At 73.9% G+C, this 18,488-nt stretch carries 13 protein-coding genes; 12 read left to right on the top strand and 1 reads right to left on the bottom strand.

Annotation, left to right across the window (positions count from 1 at the left end):
- Positions 1-415: 415 nt before the first annotated feature.
- Positions 416-1,804, bottom strand: a complete 1,389-nt coding sequence (locus AC060L_RS21115) for a COG1470 family protein (protein ID WP_483800383.1) — start codon at positions 1,802-1,804, stop codon at positions 416-418.
- Positions 1,805-1,990: 186 nt separating this feature from the next.
- Here AC060L_RS21115 and AC060L_RS21120 point away from each other — a divergent pair, with 186 nt between their 5' ends.
- The 12 genes from AC060L_RS21120 (at position 1,991) to AC060L_RS21175 (ending at position 18,474) form a co-directional block, all read left to right on the top strand.
- A complete protein-coding gene (locus AC060L_RS21120) occupies positions 1,991-2,725 on the top strand; it encodes a helix-turn-helix transcriptional regulator (protein ID WP_483800384.1) in 735 nt (244 codons plus the stop codon).
- Positions 2,726-2,890: 165 nt separating this feature from the next.
- The gene (locus AC060L_RS21125) at positions 2,891-6,238 is read left to right on the top strand and encodes a hypothetical protein (RefSeq protein ID WP_483800423.1); all 3,348 of its coding nucleotides are present in this window, start codon (positions 2,891-2,893) and stop codon (positions 6,236-6,238) included.
- A complete protein-coding gene (locus tag AC060L_RS21130; RefSeq protein WP_483800385.1) occupies positions 6,235-6,966 on the top strand; it encodes a Pvc16 family protein in 732 nt (243 codons plus the stop codon). Before AC060L_RS21125 ends, AC060L_RS21130 begins: the two co-directional genes overlap by 4 nt.
- Positions 6,963-9,086: an ATP-binding protein gene (locus AC060L_RS21135; protein WP_483800386.1), complete on the top strand. Its 2,124-nt coding sequence runs from the start codon at positions 6,963-6,965 to the stop codon at positions 9,084-9,086. Before AC060L_RS21130 ends, AC060L_RS21135 begins: the two co-directional genes overlap by 4 nt.
- Before the next feature lie 160 nt (positions 9,087-9,246).
- Positions 9,247-10,836, top strand: coding sequence for a phage tail sheath family protein (locus AC060L_RS21140; RefSeq protein WP_483800387.1), 1,590 nt, complete (start codon positions 9,247-9,249; stop codon positions 10,834-10,836).
- Positions 10,837-10,876: 40 nt separating this feature from the next.
- On the top strand, positions 10,877-11,317 hold the full coding sequence (locus AC060L_RS21145; RefSeq protein WP_483800388.1) for a phage tail protein: 441 nt from the start codon (positions 10,877-10,879) through the stop codon (positions 11,315-11,317).
- On the top strand, positions 11,314-11,820 hold the full coding sequence (locus AC060L_RS21150; RefSeq protein WP_483800389.1) for a hypothetical protein: 507 nt from the start codon (positions 11,314-11,316) through the stop codon (positions 11,818-11,820). The genes AC060L_RS21145 and AC060L_RS21150 overlap by 4 nt, the downstream gene beginning before the upstream one ends.
- Positions 11,817-11,975, top strand: coding sequence for a DUF6760 family protein (locus tag AC060L_RS21155; RefSeq protein ID WP_483800390.1), 159 nt, complete (start codon positions 11,817-11,819; stop codon positions 11,973-11,975). Before AC060L_RS21150 ends, AC060L_RS21155 begins: the two co-directional genes overlap by 4 nt.
- Before the next feature lie 3,245 nt (positions 11,976-15,220).
- Positions 15,221-15,445: a hypothetical protein gene (locus AC060L_RS21160; protein WP_483800391.1), complete on the top strand. Its 225-nt coding sequence runs from the start codon at positions 15,221-15,223 to the stop codon at positions 15,443-15,445.
- Between the two features lie 41 nt (positions 15,446-15,486).
- Positions 15,487-15,912, top strand: coding sequence for a phage tail protein (locus AC060L_RS21165; RefSeq protein ID WP_483800392.1), 426 nt, complete (start codon positions 15,487-15,489; stop codon positions 15,910-15,912).
- A gap of 37 nt (positions 15,913-15,949) precedes the next feature.
- Complete coding sequence (locus AC060L_RS21170) at positions 15,950-16,696, top strand: CIS tube protein (RefSeq protein ID WP_483800393.1); 747 nt, start codon at positions 15,950-15,952, stop codon at positions 16,694-16,696.
- Positions 16,693-18,474 carry a VgrG-related protein gene (locus AC060L_RS21175; RefSeq protein ID WP_483800394.1) on the top strand — a complete coding sequence of 594 codons (1,782 nt, stop codon included), beginning with the start codon at positions 16,693-16,695 and terminating at the stop codon, positions 18,472-18,474. Before AC060L_RS21170 ends, AC060L_RS21175 begins: the two co-directional genes overlap by 4 nt.
- Positions 18,475-18,488 lie beyond the last annotated feature (14 nt).

Below are 18,488 nucleotides of genomic sequence, written 5' to 3' on the forward strand. Positions count from 1 at the left end.
GTCGGCCCGGCGGGCTGGTTCGTGAGCGTGCACGGCGGTTCGTCCCTTCCGTCCGGCTGTCCGGCTGTCCGTGTCAGCTCCGGCTCCGGCTGCTCAACATATGAACGCTACTGCGGAAGTGGCGATGCGTCAGCCGGACGCGAGGGCACACTTCACTGGTCCCGGAGGGCCGGCCGGCTGCCCCGCGCGGATAGTCCGTTGACGGTTTGACAGTTTGACGGCCTGCGGTCTGGTGCCTGCGCGCCGCAGGCCTACGCTGGGTGCACACGAGTTCTCGAACCGGTCATCGTGAGCACGATGGAGTGGGCGGGGCCCTGGTGTAAGGGAGGCGGCTGACGGGGATTGGTGCTTGCAGGGACGAACCGGTCGGCTTCGCTACGAAGCGGGCCGGCCGCCGCGGGGGCCGCGCGCCGTTTCACTGCTTGAGATCGCTCATTTCTCCGCTGACGTTCAGCAGTTCATGGCACTCGGACGCCTGCTTCCCGGAGGCCGGCGTGCCCGGCTGCTGGCAGGTCACGCTCGCCGTCACCGTCTGGTTCTCGGAGACCTCGATGGGAGTCACCCAGTGGTAGTCCTGGTTGCGGAAGGTCTCCAAGGCGATGGTGGTGATCGTCTGATCGCCGAACTTGATGGTCACCAGCCCTTGGTCGCCCTGGAAGTTGGCGACGACGATGTCGGTGATGCCGAAGACCTTGCGCTGCGGCACCTGGTAGCTGCCGACCGCGGCGGCGCCGCCGGCGGTCTGCACGTCGATCGTCGCGGAGCTCTGCGCACTGGTGCCCGGTACGCCCAGACCGCCGGCGGTGCCAGAGCCGCTGCCGGCGCTGGCGGTACCGCCGCCCTGCTGCCCGGTGCCGGTCCCGGTCCGGCCGGGGCCGGGCGTCTGCCCGCCGGCCGAGCCGGCCGAGCCCGACGAGCCCGCCGCAGTCGTGCCGGTGGGCGTCGGATTGAGTGCGGCGGCCTTCTGGTCGACGGCCTGGTTCGCGGCCTGCCGCGCGGAGCTCTGCACCGCGGGCCGCACCAGGGCGAACCAGGCCAGCAGCAACGCGAGCAGCGCCGCGAGCAGTGCGAGCAGCCACTTCGGAAAGATCGGGAGCTGGACGAACTCGCCCTTCGGCACCGGCCGGCGCTCGGCCGACGTGGCGCCGACCGGTGCGGCGGCGCTACCGGCAGCGCTGCCGGCCGTACCGCCGTCGGCGCCGCCGTCATGGTTGACCGCCACCTCGAACGGCCAGCTCACCGGCTTGCCGAACCAGATCAACTTGCGGGTGCGGACCCGCAGTCGGGCCTCGGCGGACTCGCCGGGCTGCAGCCGCAGCCGGTCCGGGGCGAACCCGAAGCGCAGCTCCTCGCCGGCCTGGGCGGGGGCGAACGTCACCGTGGTGACGGCGTTGCCCAGGTTCTGCGCCGCCAGCCGGTAGCGCCCGCGGAGCCAGCCGCGCCGGCGGCGCGGCGCGAGTTCGGCGCGCAGCTCGTGGAACGCCGTGACGGTGACCGTGGTCTCCGGGACCGTCACCAGAGCGGGCCGCTCGGTCGGCAGCACCCTGATGCCGAGCGGGTATTCACCCGCCCTGACCTCGGGCGAGCGGGCCGGCGCGAGCCGGACCGTGACCGTCTCGGACGTCCCCGGGTAGAGCGAGACGCGGGCCGGCTCGACCGTCGTCCACGGGGCGCAGTCGCCGACCACCTCCAGCGAGTACGCCTCGACGATGTCGGTGTCGTTGCGCACCGTCAGGGTCGTCGTCGCCACCTCTCCGGGAGACACCGTCAAGGCGGGCAGGCCGAGTTCGGCGGATGTGGTCATACCGCGACGGTAGGACCGCCGGGCAGCCCGGGGAGAGAGCCGTGCGGGCAAGCCGCGGGCACACGCCTTGCCCGCGAGAGCAGCCCGCCGCTGCCCGGTGCCACCACCACACAGTTCATGGCGACCACATACGTCCATCATCACCACGCACGTCCATGGACGCCGCAGAAGGAGAAGGAGCGGATGATGACGTCGATCGAGACAGCGCATGAGGCCTTCGTGGCACCGCAGTTCACCGAGACCCGACGGCCGGCGCCGGCCGGGCCAGCAGAGGTGCGCGTCAAGCCGAGCCCGGTGCCTGCGCCCGTGCCGGTGGCCGTGTACGCGGAGGACATCGTCCTGTACACCGGCGTCGTCCAGCAGTTGAGGCAGCGGCCGGAGGTGGAGCTGCTCGCGGACGCCGAGGCCGCGCGGGCGCGGGTCTCCCTGATGGTGGTCGACCGGCTGGACGAAGCCGTGGCCGAACGGCTGCGCCGGCTGCGCCTCAGCACGTCGAGCCGGACCGGGCTGGTGGTGGGCCACTTCGAGGTCGGCGGCCTGCAGACCGTGATCGAGTGCGGTGTCACCGCCGTGCTGCGCCGCTCGGATGCCGACCAGGACCGGCTCGTGCACCTCGTCACCGCCCTCGCGAACGACGAGGGCGTGATGCCCGGGGACCTGCTCGCCCGGCTGCTCGACCGGGTCGGGAACCTCCAGCGCACGATGCTCGACCCACGCGGCCTGACCCTGTCCACCCTGTCGGCAAGGGAGGCGGAGATGCTGCGGCTGGTTGCCGACGGCCTGGACACGGGTGAGATCGCGGCGCAGACCTCGTACTCCGAACGCACGGTCAAGAACGTGCTGCACGAGGTCACGACGCGGCTCGGCCTGCGCAACCGCGCCCATGCGGTGGGGTACGCGATGCGGCAGGGGCTCATCTGAGACCCACGCCGACTTGCGCTGTGCCTATTTGCCCTGGGGGACACCCGCCGCTTCCCCCGGCTCGGGTATCGGGGGCCTGTCCCCGCGGACCCGGGCCGGGGAGACTGCCGGGAGCACCGTCCTTCTCGGTCTGTTGGGTCTGTTCGGTCTGTGAGGTTGAGCGTGATCGGCGCCCCGGGTACCCCCCGCCGTACTCCCCGCCCCGTCCGGCGGTCGGCACGAGCCGGCGCCGCCATCCTGCTGTCGCTGGCGGCGGCCGTGGTGGCGCCGGGCACCGCGAGCTCGGCCGGGCAGGGAGCCGGCCCGGCGGGTAGTGCCGGCCCGCCCGCCGCGGCCGCGCCGGACGCCGGGCGGATCGTCTTCGCCGGCACGGACCACCGCAGCCTGGCGAGCGTGACCGGCACGGCGTCCAGCACACCGCTGTTCGGGCCCGGCCCCGCCCACTTCGACACGGACCCCTCGGCCCGCGGCGGCCTGCTGGTCTTCACCAGCCTGCGGGACGGCCCGCTGCCCCAGGTGTACCTGCGCGACGCCGCCGGTGCGGTGCACAAGCTCACCACCGGCATGGACACCGCCGACCCGTCGCTGACCCCGGACGGCCAGGCCGTCGTGTTCGACGCGGCCGAGCCCGGTGGCCGCAACGGGCAGCCGCAGCGGGACCTGTGGCTGGTCAACGCCGACGGCACCGGGCTGCGCAGGCTCACCGACACCAGCTCCGACGAGACGTCACCCACGGTCTCGCCGGACGGCAAGTGGATCGTGTACGCCTGCGACGCCGACCCGGCGCACACCCAGATCTACATCCAGCCCCTGGCCGGCGGCGGATCGACCCGGATCACCGACGTGACCACCGGCAGCGCCATCGACCCGGCGTGGAACCCGGTGGACGACCCCGCGCACCGCGACCAGATCGTCTACACCTGGGACCAGGGCGGCCAGACCGGCCCGCAGCTGCGGCTCACCACGCCCGACGGCACCGGCGACCGGGCGTTCTTCCCCGGCACCGGCGCCACCTGGCAGACCGGGTCGCCCGCCTGGCTGCCGGACGGCAGCGGGGTGCTCTTCCTGAGCCCGAACGCCGCCGACGGCACCCTGACGCCGGACCAGAACGTCTACCGCGCCCCGACCTGCTCCTGCACCCCACCCCAACTGGTCTACGGCGACAACCGGCTGATCCAGACGCCGACCTGGCTGGGCACGCTGAACGAGGGCGGGCCGGTGGTGGGGGAGACGAGCGCCTCGGCCTCGAACGTGGCCGACCTGGAGGACGTCCTCCCCGACGGCACGGACCCGCGCGACCTGGGCGTCAGCGTGCTCCGGGAGGACCCGGCCGCCAGCACCGACACCAACCCCGCGGACGACCCGCTGTTCAACCCCGCTCCCGGCTACGACCCGTGGTTCGAGCGGCAGGACTACACCCCGGACGGCCGGCAGATCGTGGTGACCCGCTTCGAGGACTCGCCCGCCGGCCGCATCGAACGGATCTGGCTGACCGGCGCCGACGGTTCGAACCCACAGCCGATGAACCTCGCCGGGCGCGGGCCGAACGACTGGGACACCGACCCGGAGATCTCGCCGGACGGCACGCTGATCGCCTTCACCAGGACCTCTCCGGGCGGCGTCGGAGCGGCGTCGGGGCCGGGGCGGGTGGTGATCGCGCAGGTGGCGACGGGCGCGATCGTCGCCACCATCGAGCCGCCGGCCGACCAGCCGACGGCGTACGAGGCGCAGCCCTCCTGGTCCCCGGACGGCAAGCTGATCGTCTTCACCAGGACTGAGGTCATCAACGGCAGCGGCGGCAACAAGCACGTGCTGACGGCGCCGCTGGACGCGCTCGACCAGCAGACCGACCTGAGCGCGAAGGCGTGCCCGGGCGCCTGCGACGTCATCGACGACAGCCCCGCGTTCTCGCCGGACGGCCGCAGCGTCGCGTTCAACCGCAAGGGCGGCGACGGCGGGGAGAACCAGCAGGACGGCGTCCTCGTCACCTCGACGACCGGCGGCGGCTGCACGGTGATCCTGCCCACGGGGCTCAGCCAGGACCACGGCGCCTGCGACCGCCCGCTGCCGGCTCCCTCCGCCACCGGCCCGTTCCAGCCGCGCGACGTCGCCTGGACGGCGGACGGCTCGCAACTGGTGCTCACCTCCCGCCGGGCCCTGCCCCCGAACTCGCCGGAGGGACTGTCGGTCTACGACTTCGCGAGCGGCACGCTCACCCCCATCGACAGCGGGCTGCCGGGGCGGCAGAAGGAGCCGAGCGTCCAGCAGTCGGTGGACCTGTCGCTGGGCGCGCCGGCCGCCACGCCCCCGATCGTGCCCGGCGCCGGCACTACGGTGGCCGTCACCGTGACCAACCACGGGCCGGCGCCCTCGCCGGACACCGTGCTCACGGCCTCGGTGCCGACGGGCGCGCGGCTCGGCGGGCTGACCGCCCCGGTCGGCCAGTGCGACGCCGGGGCGCTGCGGTGCGAGCTCGGCACGCTGGCACCGGGCGCGGTCGTCCGGGTGACCGCCACCGTCATCGGCACCCAGGTGGGCGAGCAGCAGTTCGGCTGGTCCGTCGCCGGGGCGGTGCTGGACGCGAACCCCGGTGACAACACGGCGCAGACGGTCGTACCCGTCGTGGCCGCGCCGCCGCCGACCTCGCCGCCGCCGACGTCACCGCCCCCGACATCACCGCCTTCCTCACCGTCGGCGTCGCCGACTTCCGCACCGCCCTCCTCACCGTCGCCGTCCTCGCCGCAGCGGACCCTGCCGCCGCCACCACCGCCGCTCTCGCCGCTGGCCGTGACGCCGCCGTCCGCCTCGCCACCATCGGCCTCGCCGCCGGCCGGGACGGTCGTGCCGAACCTGACGCTGCCGGCGCCGAAGGCCGGCCCCGGGGTGTCCATCAGCGCCCAGCCGGATCCCGGCTACGTGGGCGGCCACGTGACCGTGACCTACACCGTGCGCAACGCCGGACAGGCCCTCGCGACCGGGCTGCACCTGGCGCTCGGGCTGCCCGCCGGCGTCCCCACCGAGCCGCTGCCGCCCGGCTGTTCGGGCGGCGCCTGTGAGCTGGTCGACCTGCCGCCGGGCGGCGCCGAGTCCGTGCAGGTGGTGCTGTCGCCGACCGCCGCGCTGCAGACCACCCTCACCACCGTGCTGACCACCACCGGCACGGACGCCGACCCGGGCGCCCACGTGGCGAGGACCCCGCTGAGCATCCTCCAGCCCCGCATCGTCGCGGTGCCGCCGATCGGCAAGCCCGGTTTCGTGACCTCCGTGCGCGGCCAGGACTTCCCACCGGGCGTGCCCGTGGCGTTCACCTGGCAGCCCGGCATCACCGCCGCCGCGGCGCCCACCTACCCGGCCGCCGATGGGACCTTCGCGGGCCAGCTGCTCATCCTCGCCAAGGACCAGACGGGTCCGCGGACCATCACCGCCGCCGGTCCCGGCTTCTCGCCGGTGACCTGCCCGTTCCTGGTGGTGGCCGGCTCCATCGGCCCGCCGCAGGAGGTGGAACGGCGGTGATCCACGAGGTCGACGAGGCGCTGCGGCTGCTGCTCCTGGAGAGCGGCCTGCAGGAGCGCGGGGTCGAGCTGGTCTTCGACTCGCCCACCCGGGACTGGGCCGCCCGGCGCAACGCTCCGACGGTCAGCGTCTTCCTCTACGCGATCCGCGAGGACGCGGGCCGCCGGCGCAGCGGCGCCGCCGAGGAGCACGACGAGGACGGCCTGGTCGTGGCCTGGCGCGGCGCGCCCCGCTGGTTCGAGCTCGCCTACCTGGTGACCGCGTGGACCAACCGGCCGCAGGACGAGCACCGGTTGCTCGCGCAGGCGCTGGAGTGCCTGACGGCGTCGGCTGTGCTGCCCGCGCGCCTGCTCACCGGCAGCCTCGCCCGGCTCGGGCTCACGGTCGGGCTCGACCTCGGCGGGCGGAGCGAGGGCGTGCCGTCGGTGTCGGACGTGTGGTCGGCGCTCGGCGGCGAGTTGAAGCCCTCGATCGACCTCCGGGTGCTCGCCCCGCTGTCCGGCGAGCGCAGCCCCGCGGGGCCTCCGGTGACCGAGGGGCTGGTGGTGCGCGCCACCGACACGACGGCGGGCGACGGTCTGGGCGACGGGCACGAGGGCGGCGCCGGCCCCGGCCGCAGGCTGCGCTACCGGGACGCTGCGGATCCCGCCCCGGACGACGGCTTCGCCGTGCCCCGGGAGCGTCCGCTGCCGCCCGGCCGCCGACGGCGCGGCGGTCCGGCGCGATGACCTCCCTCGACCTCGGGCCGGCCGGCAGCGAGTCGCCGGTCGGCCCGGAGCACCTGTGGGACCGGCTGCGTGGCGTCGAGCAGCGGGTCAGGACCGTGGTCCGCGAGCGCCGGGCCGACGACCCGGACCCGGACGACCCGTACCGCGGCCAGTACCTCACCCCGGAGGCGGTGGAGCGGATCCTGGCGGCGTCGGCATCGGCCCCCGGCGGCAGGGCTGAGTCCGGGTCCGCGTCGAGGCTCGACCGGCTCACCGGCGCCTTCGGCCTGCTCCCGGTGGACCTCGACCTCCTGCTCGTGGCGCTCGCCCCCGACCTCGACACCCGCTTCGAGCGGCTCTACGGCTACCTCAACGACGACCTGACCCTGCGCCGGCCGACCATCGGACTCGCGCTCGAACTGTGCGGCCTGCCGGGGGCGGGAGCCGGCCGTTTCCGCTTCTCCGCGCAGGCCCCGCTGATCGCCGGTGGACTCCTGGAGATCACCGAGCCGGAGCGACCGCTGCTCTCCCGGAGCCTGCGGGTACCCGACCGGGTGACGGCCCATCTGCTCGGCGACGACGAACCCGACAGCGCGCTGCACGGGCTGGTCCGGCTCGGCCGGCCCGGTGCCGGTGCCGGTGCCGGTGCCCGTCGCCTGGCGGAGCCGGAGCGCCGCATCCGCGCCGCCGCGACGAGCGGCAGCACCCTGCTGTACCTGCTGGACCAGGGCGGTAACGCCGGCCGACTGGCCGTCGACGCGCTGGAGGGTCTGGCCCGGCGCCCCCTGGTCGTCGATCTCGCCGCGCTCGCGGCCCGCCCCCCGGGCGCCGCCGTGCGCGCGCTGGCTCGGGAGGCGCGGCTGAGCGGCGCCGGTGTGGTGCTCGGCCCGCTGGACGCGGTCGAGCCCGAACGTCCGGAGCACGCGCGGCTGTTGCGCGAGCTGTGTGCGGAGCTGGCAGGCCTGCCGCTGATCGCGCACGGCACCCGTGGCTGGGATCCGGCCTGGGCGCGCGAGAGCCCGGTCGTGATCGTGGTCCCGCCGCTGGACCCTGGGCAGCGCGCCGAGCAGTGGGCGCGGGCGCTGAGCGAGGGCGCGGGCGCGGGCGGGGGCGGGGGCGGGGGCGGCGAGCTGAGCGGCGAGTTGGCCGAGGCGCTCGCCCCGTACCGGCTGGACGAGGACCAGGTGACCAGGGCCGCCGGTGTGGCGGCCCGGACGGCGGCGGCCGAACGCCGCCCGCTGAGCGCCGACGACCTGCGCGCCGCGGTACGCGCGCAGAACGGAGTGGGACTCGCCCGCCTCGCCCGCCGGATCGAACCCGCGGTCGGCTGGGACGATCTGGTGCTGCCCGCCCCCACCTCGCGCAGCCTGCGTGAGCTGGCCCTGCGGGCGAAACACCGCGACCAGGTGCTCGGCCGGTGGCGGATGCGGCCGGGCGGCGGGCGGGGGCGCGGCGTGATCGCGCTGTTCGCGGGGGAGTCGGGCACCGGCAAGACGATGTCGGCCGAAGTGGTCGCCGCGGAACTCGGCATGGAGCTGTACGTGGTGGACCTCTCCACCGTCGTGGACAAGTACATCGGTGAGACGGAGAAGAACCTCGAGCGCATCTTCACCGAGGCCTCGCAGGTGAACGGCGTGCTGCTCTTCGACGAGGCCGACGCGATCTTCGGGAAGCGCTCGCAGGTCAAGGACGCCCACGACCGCCATGCGAACGTGGAGTCGGCCTACCTGCTGCAGCGCATGGAGTCCTTCGACGGGATCGCGGTGCTGACGACGAATCTGCGCTCCAACCTCGACGAGGCGTTCACCCGGCGGCTCGACGTCATCGCGGAGTTCCCGGTGCCGGACGAGCAGCAGCGGCTTGCGCTCTGGGACCGCTGCCTGGGCACCCGGATCCCCCGCGGCGACGACCTCGACCTGGGATTCTGCGCGCGGCGCTTCGAGCTGGCCGGCGGCTCCATCCGGGCCTGCGTGGTGACCGCGGCCTACCTGGCCGCCGAGACGGGCGGGCCGCTGAGCATGGCACAGCTGGTGTCCGCCGTGCTGCTGGAGTACCGCAAACTCGGCCGCCTGGTGCTGGAGAGCGAGTTCGGGCCGTGGCTGGGCGCCGACGGGGACGGGGACGAGCCGCGCGGCGCCTGATCCCGTGCGTCGCCCCAGTGAACCGGTGTCCGTCGGGTACCTGCCAGGTGCCCCCGAGGGCAGCGTTCCTGCCCCTGGTCCGGGACTCCGGGACATGTCGGCGGAGGCGGCCCCGGCGGCAGACTCGGGGGCGACTGATCGCCCACCCGAAGGAGCGAGCATGCCGTCGTACCTCACCCCGGGCGTCTACGTGGAGGAGGTCCAGTCCGGTGCGCGGCCGATCGAGGGAGTCGGCACGGCCGTCGCCGCACTGGTCGGCTTCGCCGAGACCGGTCCCTTCCACGAGCCCACGCTGGTGACGAACTGGGACCAGTACGTGCAGCGCTTCGGCGGCTTCACCGAAGGCACGTACCTGCCGCACGCCGTGTACGGCTTCTTCGCCAACGGCGGCGGCTCCGCCTACGTGGTACGGATCGGCGGGCCCGGCTCGTCCGCGCCCGCGCCCGCGTCGGTGCCCGCGCCCGCTGCTGCGTCCGCGCCCGCGCCCGTCGCGCCGGCGCCCGTCGCGCTCGGGGGCTTCCTGTTCTCGGCCCTGCCCGGCGCGGGCGGCGACGTGTCCGTCGAGATCGCCGACGCCGACGGGGAGAACGTCCCGGACGACCGGTTCAAGCTCCTCGTCCGCAAGGGCGGCGAGGTGGCCGAAACGTACGAGGTCTCGACCCGCAAGGGCGGCAAGGGATACGTCGTCACCCAGCTGCGGGAGTCGAAGCTGATCGCGGTCACCGAGCAGCCCGGCACCGCGCCGAGCCGCCCGGCGCAGCAGAGCCTCGCGCTGGCCGCTGCCCCGGTTACGCCGGCCGCGCCGACGGCCCCCGCGGCCCCCGCGGCCTCCGCGGGTCGGATCGACCCCGCCGAGTACGTGGGTGACGCCTCGGCCCGTACCGGGTTCGCGGGTCTGGAAGCGATCGACGAGATCACCATGGTCGCCGTGCCGGACCTGATGAGCGCCTTCCAGCGCGGCGCCATCGACGCGGAGGGGGTCAGGACCGTCCAGCTGGCGGTGATGTCGCACTGCGAGCAGATGGGCGACCGGATCGCCGTCCTGGACACCCCGCCGAACCAGAACGCGCAGCAGGTGCGCACCTGGCGCAAGGACGAGGCCGGCTTCGACTCCCGCTACGCCGCCCTGTACTACCCGTGGATCAAGGTCTTCGACCCGGCGAGCGGCCGCAACGTGCTGGTCCCCCCGAGCGGCCACGTCGCCGGGGTGTGGGCCCGCAGCGACGCCGAACGCGGTGTGCACAAGGCGCCGGCCAACGAGATCATCCGCGGCGCGGTGGACCTGGAGATCCGCCTCAGCAAGGGCGAGCAGGACCTGCTGAACCCGATCGGCGTCAACTGCGTGCGTGCGTTCCCCGGGCGCGGCATCCGGATCTGGGGTGCGCGCACCCTCGCCTCGGACCCGGCCTGGCGCTACCTCAACGTGCGGCGGCTCTTCAACTACCTGGAGGAGTCGATCCTGCTGGGGACCCAGTGGGTGGTGTTCGAGCCCAATGACGACCGGCTGTGGTCCAGCATCCGCCGCAACATCACCGCGTTCCTGACCGAGGAGTGGCGGCGCGGAGCGCTGTTCGGCCAGACCGCGGCGGAGGCCTTCTACGTCAAGTGCGACCGTGACAACAACCCCCCGGAGTCCATCGACCTCGGGCAGGTGGTGTGCGAGATCGGGGTCTGCCCGGTGAAGCCCGCCGAGTTCGTGGTGTTCCGGCTCTCCCAGTTCTCCGACAGCACGAGCCTCGTCAACGAGTGACCAGCAGGGTCCGCGACGTACCGGAAGGTGACAAGTAGTCATGGCTGAAGGCGATCCGCTCTCCACACACATATTCGGCCTCCAACTCGGCGGCTACAACGTCGAATCCGTCAAGGAGATCAGCAATCTCACGGTCGACCAGGACGTCGTCGAGTACAAGCAGGTGACCCAGCAGGGCAAGCTGATCGTCCGCAAGCAGCCCGGCGCCCGGCTGCCGGGCGAGGTGACGATCACCCGTGGTCTGGACAAGAGCGGGGCGTTCACGAACTGGATCAAGGAGACCCTCAACAACGGCGCGATCAACACCGCGCGGCAGAACCTCACCATCGAGGTCAAGGACACCACCGGCGCCACCCTCCGGCGCATCCAGCTGATGAACGCCTGGGCAAGCAGGTGGGAGGGCCCCACGCTCACCGCGGGCGAGTCGCAGGCCGCGACCGAGACGGTGACCATCGTGTTCGAGGAGATCACGGTCGAGTGAGGCGACGGATCGGGCTTGGGGAACTCCTGGAGCAGGCGCCGGCCCAGACGACGGCCCAGACAACGACGGTGGCGGCGCAGCAGAGTGGCGGGCCGCAGCGCGGGCACGAGCCCCGGGGACTCCGGGAGCACGAGCTGCGCACGGAGTTCGAGTTCGAGCTGCCGCGCGGGTACGTGGACGACGAGGGCACGGTGCACCGGCACGGCGCCATGCGGCTGGCGACCGCGCGGGACGAGCTGATGCCCCAGATCGACCAGCGGGTCAAGGAGAACCCGGCGTATCTGAGCGTGGTGCTGCTGAGCCACGTGATCACCAGGCTCGGCACGGTCACCGACGTGCACGCCGGTGTCGTCGAGCGGATGTACGCCACCGACGTCGCGTTCCTCCAGGACTTCTACCAGTGGATCAACAGCGAAGGCCACACGCGCGCGGCGGTGACCTGCCCGCACTGCGAAGGGGTCTTCGAAGTGGACCTCGCCGGTGGGCGCCTGGGGGAATCGTGACGTACGCGCCTGCTCGGCTGTACGAGGAGATCGCGTACGTCGCCTACCACTTCCACTGGCAGCGGGAGGACATCCTCGACCTGCCGCACGGTGAGCGGCGGCAGTGGGTGCGGGAGATCGCGCGGATCAACACCCGGGTCAACGAAGGCAGGTGAGCGGCATGGGGTTCTGGGACAGGTTCGCCGGCCGGGCGACCGGCGGCGCGGCGAGCGGTGTCCGGGGCCCCGGGGGCGGTGGCTCCGAGGTGCATGCCGTGCACCGCCCCGACGCTGCCCAGCGTGGGGGTGGGGGCGGTGGTGGGGGCTGGCGCGCGGTCGCGCCGCCGGCTCCGATCATCGCGAGGTCGGCGACCGGGGTCAGCGACGGCCTGCGGTTCCGCTCCCGGCTCGCCTCCTGGCAGAACCCCTCCCTGTGCGGCGAACTCGGCCATGCGGTACTCCCGTCGGCCCCGGCGGGGATCCTGCGGGCGATGGCACGGCCGCTCGGTCCGGCGACCGCCGTTGATGGTGACGACCCCGCGCTGCTGTACGCCGTGCCGCTACCGGCATCGGGGTCGGACGAGCCTGAGGATGCGCCGGACGACTCGGTGAGGCAGGTGCAGAGGTCCGCGGCCGTGCGCCGACGGCTCCCCGTCAGAGCGGCCACCCCGACGGCCTCAGTGGCTCCCGGGGCCGCCACCTCTGCGGGCGCCAAGCCGTCTGCGGGGCAGCAGCCCCGAGCGCGGCAGACCCGGCCGGTCCTACCGCGCCCTGTCGGCGAGTCGCTGATCGTGGCACCGCGTCCCTGGTCGCCGCCCACGCGCACGGTCGGCGTCATCCCGCCCGCGCCCCGAAGTGCGGAACGCCCCGCTGACGCGGCACAGCCCGTGGTGGCAGAGCGGACCGTCGCCGTCGCCGTCGCTCGTTCACCCGAGACCGCCGGGCCGCAAACGGCTGTTGACCCGAGCTCGGACCCTGCTGTGGCCCGGCCCGCCGATGGTGGTGTGGTGCAGCGCGCTGCTGGCGGAGGTGCCGCATCGGGACGACCGGTACTCGGCGCGCCGCTGGCCGCACTGCCCGCCAGCGCCTCCTCGCCACTGCCCGTGGCGGACGGCCTCGGCCGAGCCGATGCCCCGTCAGGCCCCGCGCTCGCGCCGCTGCCGATCGTCGCCTCGCCCGCCCAATTGGTAGTCCCGGCAGCTGTCCCGCAACGCCTTGAAGCCGAGTCACGCCCCTCGTCTGCCCGACCGGTAGTCCCGGCAGCTGTCCCGCAACGCCTCGAAGCTGAGTCACGCCCCTCGTCTGCCCGACCGGTCGGCCCGGGAGCTCCGGCCGCGGCCTCGCCGGTGGGCGGGCCCGCGTACTCCTCGCCCGCATCCGGACGCGTCGATGCCGCCCGTGTGCAACGGGCGCTCCACGAGGACGGCGGCTCCGCCGCCGGAACGCCCGTCACAGCGCCCGGTGTGCAGCCCAGCACACCTCCGCGCGCCGACCCCGCCCCTGCGCGCACACGTGGAGGACTGGGCGCACCGCTCAACGCGCTGCCGCCGACCGCAGGCGTGCCGGGCGGCAGCACCGCCGCGTTGCTCGGCAGGCGCAACCCGGTCCAGCGGGCCACGGACCCGTTGGCGAGCGGTGGTACGCAGAGCGGCAGCGGTGGCGGTGGCGGTGGCGGTGGCGGTGGCGTCAGCGGCTCCGCGCGCGAGCACCGCGTGTTCACCAGCCCCGCGCCACCGCAAGCTCCCGCGCGGCCCGGGATGGTGCTGCGCAGCGAAGGCGCTCCGCGTGAACCTGGAGCCGAACCACGCCTGCTCGACGCCGCGCCGGACGCAACGGCCGTGCAGCGTGCGGTCGGTGCCGGGCGCCCGGCCGGCGCCGAACCGCAGCAGACCGACGTCGCGCCGAGCAGCTCGGGCGACTCCCGTTCGCCCCGGACCGGCCTCGCGCCACACCGGCCCGCCACCGCACCGCAGTTCCCGGTCCCGGTCCGCCGCCCCCAGGCAGCCGAAGGCGGCCGACATGCGCAGGGCGACCGCGAGCCGACGGTCCCGGTGCGCTCGTCGGAACCGAGCAGCGACAGCGTGATCCGGGCGACCGCGCCCGTCCAGCGCGTACGAGGACTGCTCGGCGGGCGCAGTCCGGCGTTCGCCCTCGCCGCACCCGGGTTGGCGCCCGCAGCGGCCACCGGCCGTGCGGCGACGCCCGCCACACCGGTCGTCAGGCCCGAGTGGCGGCAGGCCCCTCCCGCCCGCACCGATGCCCGCCCGGCTGCGGAACCGGCGGCAGCGCCGGAGGCCGCCGCCGCGAGCTGGGGCCGTCGCGCCGCCGCCGTCCTACGGCTTCCGCAACGCGATGCGGCCCGCCCGGTGGGCCCGGGGGAGGGCGGTCCGGATGCGCAGTCGTCGAGGCCCGGTATCGCCCAGCCCACGGCTCCCGGCTCGCCTCCGCCGACGGACGTCGGCCGGCGCGGCTTGGCGGCTCAGCGCCTGCGGCGACCGAAGCGCGGTGCTGGTCGAGTGGGGCACCCGAGCGTGCAGCGTGCCGTGCCCGGCAGCTCCGGCGCGACGGTGCTCGACGCGCGATCGGCGCGGCCCGCAGGCGCTTCAGGGGGTGCTGCATCCCCCGTGACACCTGCGGCCCATGGGACCTCCGTGACTCCCGCGTCCTCAACGACTTTCGTGACTCCTGCGACCCATGGAACTTCCGCGACTCCCGCATTCCCCACGACTCTCGCGTCCTCCACGACTCCTGCGATCCCTGTGACTCCCGCGTCCCCTGCACCCCCCATGTCCCCTGCGTCCCCCGCGACTCCTGCGATCCCCGTGACTCGCGCGACCCCTGTGACTCCCGCGCCCCCCGAACAGCACGAGCGGCGCAGGGAGCGCACATCACCAGCGGCCGTCCCCACCCCAGCCGTCCCCACCCGAGCCGTCCCCACCCCAGCCGTCCGCACCCCGGCCGCCGTGCGCCGCCGGCCCACGGCGTCCACAGCCGCCGTCTCACGCAGCGGGCCCGGCACCAGCGTGCCCGTGGTACGTCTCGCGCCGCCGAGCGGAACGGCAGCCCAGTCGGCGATCCCGGCGGCCCCGGTGGCCGTCCAGCGGCTGCCACTCGGCCCCCGGCCCGGGCAGGCGTCCCCGGCTCTGCCGCCAAGCGGCAGCAGCCGACCACTGCGCCCTGCGGAGGACGGCACAGCCTCGCCATCTCCACCGGCCACGGACCGGCCACGGCCACAACCACCGTTGCTGCGGCTGCCCGCCACACCGGTGCGCACGGCCTCCTCCGCATCGTGGACGCCGCACGCCCAGAGCGAAGCGGCCACCTCTCCCACGCAGTCCGTACTGTCAGTACAGTCCCCGCACTCCAGCACGGCACAAGTGCTGCAACGGGTGGCCGAGCAAGCGGGGCTGTCCGGAGTGCCGTTGACCGCCGTACAGCGCCGCACGCCGGCCACCGACTCGCCCGCGACCGGTCTGACCACCTCCCCGCACACGGAGGCGACTACCGGATCGCCGACCGACACCATCGCGGCCGCCGACATCGACGAGCTCGCCCGGCGCCTGATCGAACCCGTCGGACGGCTGCTGCGCGCCGAACTGCGCAGGGGGAGGGAACGTGCCGGGCGGCCGTACGACGGTCAGCGCTGAGCGCGTAAAGCATCGGCGGGCGACGGACGAGGGAGGCAGGGATGACCGACAACATCTTCGCGACGAGCGTGTTCTTCAGGCTCACGATCGGCGGCAACGACCTCGGCGACTTCGCGACCTGTTCGGGCCTCGGTGCCCAGGTCGAGATCGAGCAGTACGCGGAGGGCGGCAACAACGGGTTCTCCTGGCAACTGCCGGGCCGCATCACCTGGTCGAACATCACGCTGACCCGCGCCGTCACCGCCGACACCACCAAGATCGCCCGCTGGCTGGACGAGATCGTCCGGCGGGTGGAGCCCAAGGACGGCGAAATCGTCGCGTTGCGGCCCGACTTGAGCCTCATCGTCAGCTGGCAGGTGCTCGGCATCGTCCCGGTGCGGTGGCAGGGGCCGTCGTTCGACCCGGCGAGCTCCGAAGCCGCCGTGGAGACGCTGGAAATCGCCCACGCAGGTCTGCGCCCGTCATGACACACAGTCAGTTGCACCCCACGGAAGGAGGTACGGCATGTCGTCAGCGGTCCCCGCGAGTGTCACCCGGGCCCAACTGACCATCATGGAGCCCCCGTCGGCAGTCGGCGCCCAGCCCGGTGGGACGATCGCGACGCTCCCCCTCCAGTTCAACCCGTCGACCCTCGTGCTGAGCAAGTCCACGGAGTGGCGGCGGACGCCGTCCCGGATGGCGGGCCAGTCCGCGCTGCCCGAGTTCGTCGGTGCCGGGCCGCGCTCGCTCTCGCTCGACGTGTTCCTCGACGCGACGGCCACCCACGACGACTCGGTGGAGAAGGCCGTGCAGGAGCTGATGACGGCCTGCGTCCCCACCCCGAGCAGCCTGGCGCACAAGACCCCGGCGAGCCCGTGGATCCGGCTGGACTGGGGTGCCTCGAAGACGACCTCGTTCAACGGGGTGCTGACCGCGCTGTCGGTCAGCTACACGCTCTTCGACGTGGACGGCAAGCCGCTGCGGGCCGTCTGCTCGCTCACCATCAAGGAGGCCAGCGTCGATCCGCCGGGCCAGAACCCCAGCTCCGGCTCGCTGGAGGCGCGCAGCACGCACCGGGTGATCGCGGGAGACAGCCTGCCGCTGCTCGCCTGGCGCGAGTACGGCGACGCGACGGCCTGGCGCACCATCGCCGAGGCCAACGACATCGACGACCCGATGGTGCTCGTCCCCGGCACGGAACTGATCGTGCCGGGGCTCGACGACCTCGCACAAGGCAGCCGTCGAGCCGGCAGCCAAGGCGGCCGCCCATGACCACCCCCGAGGCACGCGGCGGCCGGTCCTTCGCCGCCGAGCCCGTGGTCGAGGCGCCGGGCGAGCTGCCGCCGATCTGGGCGGCGCAGCTGGTCTCCTGCGACATCGACCAGAGCGTCGGCCTGCCCGACACCGCCGCCCTGGCGTTCCGCGACGCGGACCACAAGTTCCTCGCCGCGACGGGCATCACCATCGGCACCCGGCTGCGGGTCTCGGTGGTCACCCTCCAGGGCCACGCGCAAGTGCTGCTGTTCACCGGCGAGGTGACCGCGCTGGAGCTGGAGGTGGACACGACGGGTACGTACACGGTCGTCCGGGCGTCCGCCGTCAGCCACCGCCTGATGCGCGGCCGCCGGGTGAAGGCGTTCCGCAACATGACGACCTCGGACATCGTCCGCGAGGTCGCCACCGGCGCGGGGCTGGGCTGCGGCCGGATCGACGCGTTCTCCGTCGTGCACCAGCAGCTCTCCCAGGCCAACGTCTCGGACTGGGAGTTCCTCCGCTACCTCGCGCTGGAGAGCGGCGCGCAGGTGCGCGTCGATGACGACGGGCTGCTGGAGTTCGTCACACCCGAGTCCGCCTCCTCGGCCCCGCCGCCCGCCACCCCGGCTCCGCAGAGCCCGATGGTCCTGGAGTACGGCAGCAACCTGCTGGAGCTGCGCAGCGTGCTGACCGGCTCCGGCGGCGCCGACACGGTCGAGGTGCGCGGCTGGAACGTCACCACCAAGAAGGCGCTGGTCGCCACGGAACCGTCGGTGACCGACCCGACGGTGCAACCGGGGATGCAGCCGTCGGTGGTGACCGCCGCCTTCACCGGCCCGGCCCGGCTGACCGTCGCCGACACGCCGTACCGCACGCAGGCGGAGACGACGGCGGCGGCCCAGTCGGTCGCCGCCTCGGTCGCCGCCGGATTCGGCGAGCTGGAGGCGGTCGTCGTGGGCGACCCGAGGCTGCGGGCGGGCACACCCGTCGCCCTGGGCAACGTCGGCGCCGCCTTCTCCGGCCGCTACACCGCCACCGCCGTTCGCCATCTCATCGAGCCGCACCGCGGCTACCGGACCACCGTGGTGGTCAGCGCGGCGCCCGACCGCTCGCTCGCCGGGCTCGTCATGGGGGGCAGCGCGCCGCCGCGCGGGCCTCGGATCCAGGGCCTGGCCATCGCCGTGGTCACCGACGTCCGGGAGCCGGGGGACGCGCAACGCGGCTGGGTGCGGCTGAAGTTCCCCTGGCTGGACGAGGAGTACGTCTCCGACTGGGTGCGCACGGTCCAGTGGGGCGGCCAGGGCGGCGGCGGTGTGCTCGCGCCCGAGGTCAACGACGAGGTGCTGGTCGGCTTCGAGCACGGCAGCCTCGACTGCCCGTACGTGCTGGGCGGCCTCTACAACGGCGTCGACAAGCCCTCGCCGCACGACGTGCCGCTGGTCGATCCGGCCGCCGGCCGGATCAACCGCCGCTCGCTGGTGTCCCGTTCGGGCAACCGCCTGGAGCTGCTGGACGTGCCGGGCGGCCCGTCCGGCGTTCGACTGGCCAGCGGTGACAAGAAGTTGGAGGTCAGGCTGGACGAGCAGCGCGGCGAGATCGTGCTGACCGTCTTCGGCGCGGCCGGTGCGGCAGCGGCGAGTTCGGTGCGGCTGACCTCCTCCGGCATCACCATCGACGCCGGGCAGGGTGAGGTGAAGCTGCGCGGCGGATCGGTGACCGTCGACGGCGAGACGGCGGTCACCGTGAACGGCGGTGCGCTGGCGGTGCTCAAGGCCGACCTCATTCGCATCAACTGACCACCCCACAGCCA

Source organism: Kitasatospora sp. NEAU-69 (assembly GCF_057158765.1).

Coding starts and splice junctions, on each gene's coding strand:
- AC060L_RS21115 (WP_483800383.1), bottom strand. CDS start 1,804: ATGACCACATCCGCCGAACTCGGCCTGCCCGCCTTGACGGTGTCTCCC.
- AC060L_RS21120 (WP_483800384.1), top strand. CDS start 1,991: ATGACGTCGATCGAGACAGCGCATGAGGCCTTCGTGGCACCGCAGTTC.
- AC060L_RS21135 (WP_483800386.1), top strand. CDS start 6,963: ATGACCTCCCTCGACCTCGGGCCGGCCGGCAGCGAGTCGCCGGTCGGC.
- AC060L_RS21140 (WP_483800387.1), top strand. CDS start 9,247: ATGCCGTCGTACCTCACCCCGGGCGTCTACGTGGAGGAGGTCCAGTCC.
- AC060L_RS21145 (WP_483800388.1), top strand. CDS start 10,877: ATGGCTGAAGGCGATCCGCTCTCCACACACATATTCGGCCTCCAACTC.
- AC060L_RS21165 (WP_483800392.1), top strand. CDS start 15,487: ATGACCGACAACATCTTCGCGACGAGCGTGTTCTTCAGGCTCACGATC.
- AC060L_RS21170 (WP_483800393.1), top strand. CDS start 15,950: ATGTCGTCAGCGGTCCCCGCGAGTGTCACCCGGGCCCAACTGACCATC.
- AC060L_RS21175 (WP_483800394.1), top strand. CDS start 16,693: ATGACCACCCCCGAGGCACGCGGCGGCCGGTCCTTCGCCGCCGAGCCC.